This is a genomic window from Actinomycetota bacterium (assembly GCA_035640355.1).
Lineage (GTDB): Bacteria > Actinomycetota > UBA4738 > UBA4738 > HRBIN12 > CALGFI01.
Genome location: DASQWI010000018.1, coordinates 15,727 through 29,413 on the forward strand (window position 1 = coordinate 15,727; position 13,687 = coordinate 29,413).

General features: G+C 67.0%; 12 protein-coding genes and 1 tRNA gene. All 13 read right to left on the reverse strand.

Going from position 1 to position 13,687, the window contains the following annotated elements; translation table 11 throughout:
- Nucleotides 1-32: 32 nt before the first annotated feature.
- Nucleotides 33-2,162 carry a spermidine synthase gene (locus VFA08_09820; GenBank protein HYZ13886.1) on the reverse strand — a complete coding sequence of 710 codons (2,130 nt, stop codon included), beginning with the start codon at nt 2,160-2,162 and terminating at the stop codon, nt 33-35.
- A 149-nt stretch (nt 2,163-2,311) separates the two neighbouring features.
- A complete protein-coding gene (locus VFA08_09825; GenBank protein ID HYZ13887.1) occupies nt 2,312-2,938 on the reverse strand; it encodes a hypothetical protein in 627 nt (208 codons plus the stop codon).
- A complete protein-coding gene (locus VFA08_09830; GenBank protein ID HYZ13888.1) occupies nt 2,935-4,074 on the reverse strand; it encodes a MauE/DoxX family redox-associated membrane protein in 1,140 nt (379 codons plus the stop codon). Before VFA08_09830 ends, VFA08_09825 begins: the two co-directional genes overlap by 4 nt.
- A 95-nt stretch (nt 4,075-4,169) precedes the next feature.
- Complete coding sequence (locus VFA08_09835; protein HYZ13889.1) at nt 4,170-4,589, reverse strand: hypothetical protein; 420 nt, start codon at nt 4,587-4,589, stop codon at nt 4,170-4,172.
- A 140-nt stretch (nt 4,590-4,729) separates the two neighbouring features.
- Complete coding sequence (locus VFA08_09840) at nt 4,730-5,239, reverse strand: hypothetical protein (GenBank protein HYZ13890.1); 510 nt, start codon at nt 5,237-5,239, stop codon at nt 4,730-4,732.
- Between the two features lie 4 nt (nt 5,240-5,243).
- Nucleotides 5,244-5,903, reverse strand: coding sequence for a hypothetical protein (locus tag VFA08_09845; protein HYZ13891.1), 660 nt, complete (start codon nt 5,901-5,903; stop codon nt 5,244-5,246).
- Between the two features lie 268 nt (nt 5,904-6,171).
- The gene (gene menC / locus VFA08_09850) at nt 6,172-7,284 is read right to left on the reverse strand and encodes an o-succinylbenzoate synthase (protein ID HYZ13892.1); all 1,113 of its coding nucleotides are present in this window, start codon (nt 7,282-7,284) and stop codon (nt 6,172-6,174) included.
- 7 nt (nt 7,285-7,291) lie between these two features.
- The gene (locus VFA08_09855) at nt 7,292-8,110 is read right to left on the reverse strand and encodes a hypothetical protein (GenBank protein ID HYZ13893.1); all 819 of its coding nucleotides are present in this window, start codon (nt 8,108-8,110) and stop codon (nt 7,292-7,294) included.
- A 125-nt stretch (nt 8,111-8,235) separates the two neighbouring features.
- Complete coding sequence (locus tag VFA08_09860) at nt 8,236-8,400, reverse strand: hypothetical protein (GenBank protein HYZ13894.1); 165 nt, start codon at nt 8,398-8,400, stop codon at nt 8,236-8,238.
- A gap of 31 nt (nt 8,401-8,431) precedes the next feature.
- Nucleotides 8,432-8,506, reverse strand: a tRNA-Ile gene (locus VFA08_09865).
- A gap of 91 nt (nt 8,507-8,597) precedes the next feature.
- On the reverse strand, nt 8,598-9,059 hold the full coding sequence (locus VFA08_09870) for a DUF3566 domain-containing protein (GenBank protein HYZ13895.1): 462 nt from the start codon (nt 9,057-9,059) through the stop codon (nt 8,598-8,600).
- Between the two features lie 141 nt (nt 9,060-9,200).
- Complete coding sequence (gene gyrA, locus VFA08_09875; protein HYZ13896.1) at nt 9,201-11,651, reverse strand: DNA gyrase subunit A; 2,451 nt, start codon at nt 11,649-11,651, stop codon at nt 9,201-9,203.
- 73 nt (nt 11,652-11,724) lie between these two features.
- Entirely contained in the window at nt 11,725-13,668 is a 1,944-nt protein-coding gene (gyrB, locus tag VFA08_09880; GenBank protein HYZ13897.1) for a DNA topoisomerase (ATP-hydrolyzing) subunit B, read from the reverse strand.
- Nucleotides 13,669-13,687 lie beyond the last annotated feature (19 nt).

Genomic DNA, 13,687 nt, shown 5'->3' on the forward strand with positions numbered 1-13,687 from the left:
AAAAGACTCTACAGCTGCCATCTCGTGCAACGTCACGACGTGGCGCTCGGCACGCTCCCCGACAGTCGAGAACGCGGCAGCTTCCACGCTGGCGACACCTTGCCGTTCCCCGTCTTCACGGTGCCCTTCGGGCGGCATACGAACGCCAGCAGGTACAGGGCCGCGACGACGACGAGCAAGGCGCGATAGCCCATCACGAGGGCGCCGTACTCGAGCACCCCACCGACCATCGCGCCGAGGAGGTTCGCCCCGAACGCGAACACGGATGATCCAACGTTCCTGAATCGCTCGGCGAAGATGAGGTTCGCCACGAAGATCGGGCCGAACCCGATCGCAACAGCTACGAGGAAGCGCGGAACGACCGAAAGGGAGAGCAGCGATTCCGGCGGCACGATCCACGCAACGAGCAGGACCGCGAGAAGCGCCACATAGAGGCGGCCGGGGCGGGTGACGCGGAACCGTCGCGCAACCTCGATCGCCGCGAGAACCGAAAGGAGGACGCCTCCGAACACCAAGGCGTTGACGAACCACGTGGTTCCGAAGAGCAGGGCGAACTGGACGACGCTCTTCGTCTCCAACAGGAGGAAGGCCGCCCCCATGAAGAACAGGTCCAGGTACGCCCTCATCCCGCGCTGACGCCCGACGCTCAGCCTGATCACGAGGATCGAGACGAGCAGGATCAGACCCAGCGTCAGGAGGTAGATCGACGGGATCGACGGGGTCCGAAGGTAGACGAAGGGGTGGTCGTCGGTGGCCGGCGGCGGTACGTCCCGCTCTGCCGGTTGCCAAACCGTCTTGCACGAGACAGCTCCGGGATCGACGCTCGTCGTGAGGACGGCGAAGTGGCCCACCGTCCCCGTCGTGTCGATGCAGGGCGGATGTCCGTAGGCCTTGTTCAGCGTCCCGGCCAGGCGATCGACGAGCCACTGCTCGCGGTAGTAGTTGTACATGGCGAACATGCCTCGGGGCGTGAGGTGATCCTTCGCCACCTGAATGGCTTGCGCCGTGAAGAGGTAGCTCTCGAGGCGGAGAGAAGATTGCCCGGCGATGAGTGTCAGTGAGTCCGGTAGGGCGAACAGGATCATGTCGTAGCGCTCGTTCGACTGCTGCAAGAACGCCCGCCCGTCGTTGATGGAAACGTGAACTCGGGGGTCCTGGTAGGGATCCTCCGGATTGAGCTCCCTGCCCAGGGCGTACAGGTGTGGATCGATCTCGACGGCGTCGACGCGCTTCGCGCCCTGGCTCAGCGCGATCGCCACATCGCTTCCCGTGCCGGCGCCGACGACCAACACCCGGCCCAGCGGGTTGTCCGGGTCGCGTTCGTACGGTGTGAAGTACAACGGCTCGGTCTCACGACGCACCTCGAGCGATTCGATCACCTGATGGGGGATCCCGTTCACGCTGACGTGGTACTTCCCACCGGTACCCGGGTCGGCCCTCACCTTGTAGTAGGGAGACCAATGGGTGTTCGGTAGCGTCGACTCGCTCGCGAGGATCGCCACGAGGACGATGAGGGCGGCGCCGTTCTGCAAACCCACGACGATCGTCGTGCGGCGCAGCAGGAGGACGGCGAAGCACACGGCGGCCACGGAGCCCCACGCGACGGGCGGCGCTTCGAGGAACGAAAGGAGCGAGAACGCCGCGATCCCAAGCATGCTCCCGATGATGTCGAGGCGGTACGCCTCGAGGGGTTCGAACGTGGCGAAGGTTCTCGCGACGCCGTCGGCGATCGTCGCCATGATCAGCGCCGTCGCCACGAAGATCACGGGCAACATCACCCATATCGGGAGTCCTGACGGCCGCCCTCCGAAATAGATGAGTTGTGCTCCCGATCGATCGACGTGCACCGGGAACAAGAGCACGAACAGAACGAAGACCGCGAGGGCAGGCGCCGCTCTCTTGAACGACCCGACCTTCGACCCGGATCGGAGGAATCCGATCCCGATCCCCAGGAAGCTGCCGAGCAAGACGAAGTTCGAGAAGTACGAGAGGTAGACGACGTTCGAGCCCGCCCACCTGATGAGCGCGAGCTCCACGAACAACATCAGGAAGCTGAGCAGAACGAGGCGGCCGCGTCCCTTCGACGCACCCGTCGCTCGAGCGACGGGCGACTCGGCGGCGGACGGGGGATCAAGGCCGGTCCGATCGGCGGCAAGCGACATGCGGTGTATGGCCTCCTTTGGCGATTCACCTTCGACCGAGGAACGCCGCCGCTTGAGGATGAGCCGCTGATCCGCCCGAACTGGCCGCTGTCAGATGGGGACGCCGAACAATCCCGTTGCTGTGCCAGCAAACCAGCGCCGCCGCGACGTCAGGGTGTAGGCGGTGGGGTGGTGGGCGAGGGACTCGGCGACGGGCTCGGGCTCGGCGTTGGACTCGGACTGGGCGTCGGGCTGGGGACGGGCTCCTCCAGCAGCTCTTCGACGAAGCCCTGGTCGGGCGCCCGATCGATGCACGTTGTCGGACACTGCGTCCCGGTGAAGAGCGAGGACGCCGACCAGAAGAACGACGTTCGGTGCGGACCGATGAGGATCCTTCTCAGCCCAAGCGCGACCCATGCCGATCTACCGCCAAATTTGTCCGACTGCAGCTTCGCGATCTCGGCCTGCGTTCCGTCGGCCAGGGCGCGGTGGAGCGTTCCGAGCATCTCTTGACGGCGCGAGCGAAGAACGACCACGTAATCGATGGACTGGTCTCCGCGCGTGTCGAGCTCGATGACGAAGTACCCGCGATCGTAGATCTGACGCGGCCGCCACCTGGCGATCGTGAAGAACGTCCACAACAGCGGTCGTTGGTGTCCGAGATGCACCGTCCGGAGGTCCAGCCGTCCTTCGGTGTCGTTCCCGTCCTGCGGGCTCGTATGGTTGGCGACTGCCGGCAGCGCGACGGCGAGCGCCGCAGCAGCGATGGCCGCGCCGACCACCAAGCGTCGCATCACGCCATTCCTCGTCGAACCGTGCGAACGGTTGCGACGACGACCAACGTGGCAAGCACGAGGCCGAGCGCCGCGAGCGCGGCCGGTACTAGCTCGGCGCCAGTCGGAGCGACCACGTCGGCCCCGATCCACGTGTCCGTCCCTCGACGCCACGCGACGAGCGCGACGATCGCCAGCGCGCCGTTCCGCGCCAGCAGGAGCCGGTAGTCCCGAGCCCTCGCCCCGCCGAAGCATCCGCAGTCGAGCCGCGGACCGCTCCGGATCCTGGCGGCGACGATCCCCACCGAGAACGCGGCGAGAACCCCCAGAGAAAGGACTCCCGCGGTCGACGGCAGGCCGAGGAACGGAAGGACCCCGATCCCCAGCTCCACCAGCGGAACGCCGACGGCCACCGCGCGCTCGAACCCGCCGCCGAACCCGTACGACTGAAGCGATCGTCTCCACGGACGAGAGCGCACGACCTTGGTCACGGCGGCCCATCCGAACGCGATCACGAGAGTCGCCCCGGCAGCGCCACCCAGGTCGCCCGGGTCGCCCACCTCGCCGCCGCGCTGGATCGCGAGCGCCGCTGCACCGATCACCGCGATCAGCGCCGCTGCGTGCGCGACGCGCCACCCTACCCACGATGCGGACGACGACAGCCGGCCGACGAGCGCCGTCCCGTCTTCCTGCGTTCGTGAGGTCGACGCGACCGTCGCACTCAAGCCGCGCGCAACGCCGAACGGCGCCATGATCAACGCACTCAGCAGCGGTCGTCCCGCCGCGATCGCGCCCGAGCTGACCACGACGAACGTGCCGTGCCGAAGGAACGTGAGGAAGCCGACCCCGAGGCCCATGCCGTACAGCAGCGCCGCCGTCTCGAACCCGAAGAACGTCCGCCACCAGTCGGGAACCTGTCGCCGGAGCTGCGGCACCGGAACGCGAACACCGAACGCCTCGCGCGTGAGGTAGAAGACGCCGAGCGCACCGATCGCCACGAATCCGGCCGCACCCCACGGCGCGCCCAGCGCCATCCCCGCCGAACCCAGGACCGCGCCGAACGCAGCGGCGGCGAGTCCCGCCCCGAGAACATGCAGGGCGAGCGCGATGGCCCACCTCCGTGTTCGGCCCCCGTGGACCACGGGGGTGATGGTCTCCACCATCGACAGACCTCAGGGACCGAACAGCGTGGTCAGCCCGGCGACGATCGACGCGGCAACGACGGCAACGAGCAACGGCGGGCTCAGGAGGGACCTCAGCATTCGGTCGTGAGCTCGCGATACGTGATGCAGAAGACGCGCTTCCCGCTCGGGCAGTACCCGCGCACCGACGCGTCGCCGTTGATCCTGATCCCCGAGGACGAGCAGCAGTCCTGGATGTGCCGAACGCGTCCGTTGCAGCATCGGCTCCAGCCGCCGCCGTACCTCGGGTTGTTGACGAACTGATACCGCTTCGGCACGACCGACTGACAGACCTTGCGCCGGGTCTGCTGTCTGGACAGGTAGATCTCGCCTTCGTCGTCGACCGGGTAGCCGTACAGCGGGTGCACCGGGAAGCCGTACCCGTCCGTCCGCGAGTTCGGCGCGTACGGATGCGGGCACGAACCGGTGGTGAAGATGTGACCGCAGATGTGGTACGCCTCGGCTCGCTCCGGCGCGAGCGCGATGGCTACCATCGGGCCACCGGCCAGCGCGACGACGGACCTCCCGATCCGACCGAGGAACGAGCGACGGCTCGTGCGACGTGCGAGCCCCTCTCCGGCACGAGCGAGGCCACCCGCCTCTCCGGAGGTTCGCGGGCCCGGTCGTCGCAGCTTCAAACGGCGCTGAGCTCCTCGCTCTGCTCGATCCGGCGCGAGGCCGTGTCGATGAGGCCCTCGAGCTGCTCGAGCGAGTTCACCGTCCCCTTCGATTGGACGATGCCGAGCTCGTCCACGACGACGACGAACGGAACTCCGGGAACGTCGAGCGCTCGCTCCGCGGCCGGATCGGAGACGACCTGCGCCACGAGCCCCGACGCGCGAGCGGCGGCCGGGAGCGAGGGCAGGATCCGTTCGCAGACCGGGCATGTCGGCGACACGAACGTCAGAAGCCGGCGGGCGCCTGATCCTCCGATGATGACCGTGGTTCCGTCCCGGCCGGCGGCGGTCCTCGATGCGAGTGGCTCACCGAGCGCGGGCCCCTCGTCATCCATCTCCAGTGCGCCGACCGGCGAGATCCGCAGGTGGAGCACGCCGATCTGACGCGCAAGCGCGACGACGACGACCGTTAAGACGGCGAGCAGGACCCATTGCACGACGAAAGCGGCGGCCCACCAGCCCGACACTCGATCAGGGCCTCTTCGAAGGTTCGGGTTCGACGGGCGCCATCTGTGCGTTCGTGTCCACAACGGCGTCCTCGGAGCCGACTCCGTGCGTGCTCGTGAAGCCCTCGGGAACCGACCACGTGGCCTTGCCGTCCTTGTCCAGGAACTGCATCACCGGGATGCCGTCGCTGGTGAGTCCGATGATCGCGCGCAGCTCACCATCCTTGTTCAGCAGCCGGATGATCGGGGAGCCTTCGGCGGCCAGCCCTATCCGCGCTCGGATCTTCCCGTCCTCGTCCTGGAGAGAGATCGTCGGAGACCCCTGCTGCGCAAGCGAGTACACGAACCCGAGCTCGCCGTCCTTGTTGCGGAGTGCGAGGGTCGGCGCACCCTCGGACCCGAGGCCGAACTTCGCGCGGACCTTCCCGTTCCGGTCGACCATGGCCATGCTCGCCGAACCGTCCGAGAACAGGCCGAACGTCGCCCGGACCTTCCCTCCGTCGTCGGCGATGGCCAGCCCAGCGGATCCGTCCGGCTGAACGCCGAAACGCGCCCGAAGACGCTCCTCGGCGCCGTAGAACGAGATGAACGGCAGGTCGTCGTTGGTGACGCCGAACCGCGCGCGAACGCGGCCTTCGGAGTCTTCGATCTCGATCTCGCCGGCCCGGATAACCCGCTTTCTCATCTGCGCCTTTCAGTTGGGGCCAGCGCTCGGCCCGTTCCGGAGTTGTCCGTGCGTCCGCAGTCTAGGACGACGCGACCGCCGGGCGGGCGAGGAACGCGAGATGCGGGTACCGAACCACCCCTCTTGGCTCGACTCGGCCCGGTACGCACTCGCGTGTCCCAGACCCCCAGAAGCGAGAAACCGCCGCAACCCGAGGGTCACAGCGGTCTCTCGTGGCGAACCTTATGAGGTACGCCCGTTTTTGGTCAAGCCGGATGACCCGGTTTTGTCACTCTTTCCTCACGCGCTCGACCCGGGCGGTCGCCCCCTCGAGCCGCGCCGGATCCGGCTCCACGCCGATCCCCGGGCGCGTGGGTACGGCCATCGTTCCGCGGGGGCCGAGCTCGAAGGGTTCCGTGAGGTCCTCGGCGAAGTATCGTCGGGTCGCGCTGATGTCGCCGGGGAGGGTGAAGTTCGTCATCGCAGCCACGGCCAGGTTCGTGGCACGCCCGATGCCCGTCTCGAGCATCCCGCCGCACCAGACTGGGACGTTCTGTGAGGCGCACACGTCGTGGACGCGCTTCGACTCCGGGACGCCACCCACGCGGCCCTGCTTGACGTTGACGATCCGGCACGCTCCGAGCTCGATCGCCGCGCCCGCGTCGGCGGCCGAACGTATCGACTCGTCGAGGCACAGATCGGATCGGATCAACGCCTGCAGCTTCGCGTGCTCGACCACGTCGTCGTGATGCAGCGGCTGCTCGATCATGAGGAGGTTGCATTCGTCGAGGTCTCGGAACACAGCGGCGTCGTCGAGCGTGTACGCGGCATTTGCGTCGACGGAAAGCAGGATGTCGGGGTGGGCGTGGCGAACCGCGCGAACCCGCTCGACGTCGAGGCCCGGCTCGATCTTCAGCTTGATCCGCCGATAGCCCTCCCCCAGGTACCCGGCCACCAGCTCGAGCAGCGCCTCCGTCGACGGCTGGATCCCCACCGAGACGCCGCACTCGACGCGGTCCCTCGTGCCACCGAGGTGCTCGGCGAGGGAACGACCGAGCGCACGCAGGTGCGCGTCGAGGAACGCGTCGATGAGCGTGGCCTTCGCCATGGAATTTCCCCTGACGAAGGCGAGCACACCCTCGACGTCGTCGGGTCCGACATCTCCGGCAGAGATGAGCGCGGGCGCCAGCAGGTCCCGAAGGACGAGCCACGCGCCGGCGTTCCACTCCTCGGAGTAGTCGGGTTCGGCTCCCGCGACGCACTCGCCCCAGCCTTCTGCGTCGTCGGTCTCGACCCGAGCCAGGATGCACTCTTTGTCGCGCGTCTCGCCGAAGCTCGTCCGGAACGGACGAACGAGTGGCAACCGAACGATGCGCAGCTCGACCGACCGGACCCGGGTCATCCGCCGGTCACCGTTCGTACGTCCGGGTGAAGATGTACGCGCTCCTTCGGCGATCGAACGAGGCTGCGACGAGGCCGCGACCGAGGCACGCCTCCGCGGCGTTCGCGACCGCGTCGCGCCAGGCCGACGCGACCTCCGGCTCCGAAGCTCGCAGCGACGCGTACTCCGCCGGAACCTCGAGGATCGCGACGTCGCCCTCGGCGACACCGCTCGTCTGGGGACGGCCGTCATCGCCACGTTGCACGAGGGTCACGGCGTGGTCCGGGACGCCCCGGTTCGGGCCGGGGGCGGGCGCGAGATCCCACCGGATCACCAGGCGGTCGCTGCGATCGCCCCGGTTCAACTCATCAGTCATCTCGCCGTAGAAATTCCGCTCGAGCCGGTCGGCGATCGCCCCCAGCTTGTGAAGGTTGAAGTACGCGTTCCGCGCGACGAGCGGGTCGAACGTCCAGCGGGCGACCGAGATCCCCTGGTCCAGCGCCTGCGCGCGCTGCGCGAGCTTCAGGGCGAATCCGATGCCGGCGTGGCGGTGGTTGGAGAGCGTGGCGAGCAGATGCGAATGCACGTGGAGCCCCTCGTCCGGATCGACGGCGGCCCACCCAAGGACGAAGCCGACGAGCGCCTGCTCAGCGAACGCGCCGAACGGGACGTTCCCGCTCTCCGCGAGCGCGCGAAGCACCTCACGTGGGATCGTCTGGAAGTCGCCCCACGTGGCGACCGTGACGTTGATGATGGCGTCGCAGTCCTCGAGCGTTCTCAGCGGACGGAGCTCCACGCCGGCATCCGCGGCGGCTCGACGCGCCAGCTCCCATGCCTCGCTCGACACCGGCGTGAGTCTATGAGCGCCTCGCTGTAAGCCGCTCACCGCCCCACGGTCACCAACGACGAGCGCAAAGCGAGAGGCCCGCGGCATCCGCGGGCCTCTCGAACGTTCTCGGTTGTCGTGCGCCGCTATCCGCCCGCGGGCGGTGGGAGCTCCTGCCACTCGTCCTCGTCGAGGTCCCTGCCGCGCCGGCGCCGGAAGATGGCGACGACGGCGCCGACGATGGCCGCGATGAACGCGATCCGCATGAGCTTGCCGAAGAAGCCCCTCTTCTCCTCAGAATCCTCGCCCATCGCCGCCTCCCTCTCGCCTCGCTCCGGACCGTGGGCCTGGTTGGACTTGAACCAACGACCTCATCCTTATCAGGGATGCGCTCTAACCGAGCTGAGCTACAGGCCCGAAACGAAACCCGTGGACCGGTACCCGGCCGAAGGTGCAGCGTACGCGGGGCTCGGAAATAGTGTCAATCGCGCTGTGACCTGCACGAACGTTACCTCCGTTCTGACAGCGTCACCTCGATGCCGCCGACGATGTCGGAGAGCAGGTTGTACAGCAACGCGACGAACACGTTGATCAGCGACCACAGAACGACCATGAGGAGGCCGACGGCGACTCCTCGGGTGAACAGCCACTCACCACTTATCTGGAACGTCTCGTCCGAGAACAGCTCGCGGATCAGGTCCTCGACGTTCTGGATCGCGCCGATCGCGCCGAGCACCCCGTACAGGATGATGAGCGCGCCCAGGATCACGACCATGATGCATGCGTAGAACAGGAAGGAGATCTTCAACACCGACCACGGCGCGACCTTCCGGATGACGACCCGGGCCTGACGAGAGCGCGCCCGCCGGAACCGCGGGCGTCCCCCACCGCCGTCGCCTTCGGGCACGCGTTCGCCCGTGTCTGGTCGCGGCTGCATCGACAACGAGGTCTGGCCAGCAGGATCGCTCATGCGTTCCTGCCCTTTCTACGCGGCGAGATCGGCGAGGGCAACCATGGGCCTCACGTCGCCTCCCGGCGGGGCCGGACGACAGCCTCGCGTGAGGAACGTCACGACGCCGAACGGATCGGTCACGCCGCTCGGTTGGTCGTTCTAGGCGTCCTCGACCTGCGCGATGACAGGAGCGATCACCGCAACGTGGGCGCCGGCGTCCACGCGCATCGTTCGGACTCCCTGACTTGCGCGGCCGACGCGGCGGATGTCGCTCGCCGCCACTCGGATCACGATCCCCGAGGACGAGATGACGAACATGTCCTGATCCTTCGTGCCGACGAACGCCCCGGCGAGCTTGCCCGTTCGGTTGGTCAGCGTGTGACCGATCACGCCCTTGCCGCCGCGGCCCTTGACCGGATACTCCTTGAGCGTCGTTCGCTTGCCGTAGCCCTGCTGCGTGACGCTGATCAGCTCCTCGCCGTCCGATGCGATGCCGAGCGCGATCACCTCGTCGTCGTCGTCGAGGCGCATGCCGATCACACCAGCGGTCTGACGGCCCATCGGGCGCACCAATCCCTCCTTGAACCGGATGGTCTGTCCCTTTCGAGAGACCAGGAACACGTCGTCTTTGCCGTCGGTCAGCCGAACGTCGATCAGCTCGTCGCCCGGGCGGAGGTTGATCGCGGCCAGCCCCGTTCGCGGTGAGTCGTACTCGGGAAGCGGCGTCTTCTTCACCATGCCTCGCCGCGTCGCGAACAGCAGGTAGCGCCCCTCGGCGTACTCCTTGAGGTCGATGACCGCTTGAACCCGCTCGTCTCCGGTGATCGCGACGCCCGGCAGGTTGGCGGCGTAGGTGCCGCGGGCCGTCCGGGATGCCTCGGGAACGTCATGGACCTTCACCCGGTAGACCTTGCCGCGGCTGGTGAAGAACAAGAGCAGGTTGTGCGTTGTCGTCGTGAACACATCCTTGACGACGTCCTCCTCCTTCAGGTTTGCGCCGCGGATCCCCTTTCCGCCGCGTCCCTGGCGGCGGAAGTTCTCGACCGGCTGGCGCTTCACGTATCCCGCACGGCTCACCGTGATGACGACGTCCTCCTCTGCGATGAGGTCCTGGACGTCGAGCTCGCCCTCGTCGGCCTTCAGCTTCGTTCGGCGCGGGTCGGCGAAGCGCTTCCTGATCTCGAGCAGCTCCTCTTTGATGACGCCGCGGATCTTCTTTGGGTCCTTGAGCAGCGCTTTGAGGTGGCGGATGCGAGCGAGCAACTCCTTGTGCTCGGTCTCCAACTCCTCGCGCGCGAGGCGTGTGAGCCGGCGGAGCGGCATGTCCAGGATGTGGTTCGCCTGGATCTCCGAAAGCTTGAACTGCTTCATCAGCTTCCCGCGCGCCTCCTCGGCATCCTGTGAGCCGCGGATGATGCGGATCACCGCGTCGAGGTTCTGAAGCGCGATCAGCAGGCCCTGGACGATGTGATCGCGCTCCTCCGCGCGGCGGAGCTGCCAGCGCGTGCGGCGCGTGACGACGTCGACCTGGTGATCGACGTAGTGGCCGATCATCTCGGCAAGGTTCAGCGTCCGCGGGACGCCGTCGACGAGCGCCAGCATGATCACGCCGAAGCTGTCTTGCAGCTGTGTGTGCTTGTAGAGCTGGTTCAACACGACCTGGGGATTGGCGCCGCGCTTCAGGTCGATGACCAGGCGCATTCCCTCGCGCCCGCTCGAGTGGTCCTTGACGTCGACGACGTCCTTCTGGCGGCCCGACTTCACCAGCTCGGCGATCTTCTCGGCGAGACGAGCTTTGTTCACCTGGTACGGGAGCTCGGTGACGACGATGCGTTGCCTTCCGCTCGCGCCCTCCTCGATCGTGCAGACGCCGCGAACCCTGATCGATCCCCGCCCGGTCAGGTAGGCATCCTTGATCCCGTCGCGACCGAGGATCGTGGCGCCCGTGGGGAAGTCGGGGCCCTTGATGAGCTTCATCAGATCGCGCGGTTTGGACTCGGGGTTGTCGATGAAGTGGACGACGCCATCGATGACCTCGCCGAGGTTGTGCGGCGGGATGTTCGTCGCCATCCCGACGGCGATGCCGCCGGAGCCGTTCACGAGCAGGTTCGGGAACCGCGACGGCAGGATCGTTGGCTCCTGCTCGTAGCCGTCGTAGTTCGGGACGAAGTCGACCGTCTCGGCCTCGATGTCGCGGAGCATCTCCATCGCCGTGTGCGAGAGACGCGCTTCCGTATAGCGCATCGCGCCCGGCGGATCGCCGTCGATCGAGCCGAAGTTGCCGTGCGGGTCGATGAGCGGATGGCGCAGCGAGAAGTCCTGTCCCATCCGAACGAGCGAGTCGTACACAGCCTCGAGTGAGTGCGGGTGGTACTTCTTGACCACCTCGCCGACGGCCCACGCCGACTTGCGGTACGGGCGGTCCGGTCGAAGGCCGCCCTCCAGCATCGACCACAGGATCCGGCGATGGACGGGCTTCAGGCCGTCTCGAACGTCGGGGAGCGCGCGCCCGACGATGACGGACATCGCGTAGTCGAGGTACGAGCGCTGGATCTCGTCCTCGAGCTGAACGTCCTCGATCCGCCCGGCGAGCAGACCCTCCTGCGCCACCTAGATAGCCCTTTCGTCGTGGGGGCCTCGCTCGCCTTCGGCTCGCTTGTTGACCCCCACACCCCCGGTCCGGCTACACATCCAGGTTCTGAACATCCTTCGCGTTGGTCTCGATCCACTCCTTGCGAGAGGGGACGTCCTCGCCCATGAGAACGGTGAACAACCGGTCGGCAACCGCAGCGTCTTCGAGCGTCACACGCAGCAACGTGCGGCGCTCCGGATCCATCGTCGTCCGCCAGAGCTGATCGGCATCCATCTCGGCCAGCCCCTTGAACCGCTGAGGATCGAGCGGCTTGTTACCGTCGACGCGCTTGCGGTACTCCTCCCACTCGCGCTCGGTGTAGAAGTACAGCTCTTCCTTGCCGTCCTTGATGAGATACAGCGGCGGCTGAGCGATGAACACGTACCCCTGGTCGATGAGCTCACGCATGTATCGGAAGAAGAACGTCAGCAGCAGCGTCCGGATATGGGCGCCGTCGACGTCGGCGTCCGCCATCACCACGATCTTGTGGTACCGCGCCTTGTCGATGTCGAACTCGTCGCCGACGCCCGTCCCGATCGCGGTGATGAGCGCCTGGATCTCGGCGTTCTCCAGGATCTTGTGCAGCCGCGCCTTCTCGACGTTCAAGATCTTCCCCCGGATCGGCAGGATCGCCTGCGTCGCCGGATCGCGCGCCTGCTTCGCGGAACCGCCTGCCGAATCCCCCTCGACGATGTAGAGCTCGGTTAGCGCCGGATCGGTGAGCTGGCAGTCGGCTAGCTTTCCGGGCAGCCCCCCGCCCTCGAGGAACGACTTTCGTCGCGTGAGGTCCCGAGCTTGCTTCGCGGCGAGGCGGGCCTTCGCGGCCTGCGCCGTCTTGGCCACGATGCGCTTGGCGTCGCCCGGATGCTCCTCGAGCCACGTCGCAAGGTGCTCGTTCATCGTCGTCTCGACGAGCGAGCGCATCGTGGTGTTCCCGAGCTTCGTCTTGGTTTGCCCTTCGAACTGCGGATGACGAAGCCGGACCGATACGATCGCGATGAGCCCCTCGCGCACGTCTTCGCCGAGCAGGTTGTCCTCCTTCTCCCGGAGGAGCCCCTTGTTGCGCGCGTAGCGGTTGATCACGTTGGTGAGCGCCTTCTTGAGGCCCTCTTCGTGCATGCCTCCCTCGTGCGTGTTGATCGTGTTGGCGAACGAGTGGATCGACTCGGCATAGCCGTTCGTCCACTGCAACGCGATGTCCGCCTCGGCGTCCTCCTCACGCGCTTCCATGTAGATGACCTTGTTGTGGATCGGGTCCTTGCCGCTGGCGAGATGCTTGACGAAGTCCGTCAGGCCGCCCGTCGCCTTGAACACCTGCTTGACCGGCGGAGTCTCGCGCTCGTCGATCAGCTGCACCTCGATGCCGCGGGTGAGGAACGCCTGCTCCTGCAGTCGCTCGGCCAGGAGCGGACGGCTGAACTCCACGCCCTCGGTGAAGATCTCCGGGTCGGGCCAGAACGTGACGATCGTGCCCTGCTTGGACGTGGCCTTTCCCTTGCTGAGCCGGCTGGTGGCCTTGCCGCGGGAATAGCTCTGCGTCCACGTGGCGCCGTCGCGCATGACCTGGACGGTGAGCTTCACCGACAGCGCGTTCACGACCGAGGAGCCCACCCCGTGGAGGCCCCCGGCGATCCGATACCCCTCGCCGCCGAACTTCCCCCCGGCGTTCAGCGTGGTGAGGACGACCTCGACCGCCGGTCGGCGATCCTTGGACTTGGGGATCGGGCGCACCGGGATGCCGCGCCCGTTGTCGTCGACCTGACAGCCCCCATCCCTGAGGAGCCTGACGATGATGCGGTCGCAGAAGCCCGCCATCGCTTCGTCGATCGCGTTGTCGACGAGCTCGAACACGAGATGGTGCAGTCCCCGGGCCGATGTGGTGCCGATGTACATGCCCGGCCGCAGCCGGACGTGCTCGACGCCTTCGAGAACCTGGATGTCTTCTGCTTCGTAGCGGCCTGATCGCCCAGCCGCCTTTTTCGTTGCCGTTGCCAAGCAACCTCCGTCGGGTTTC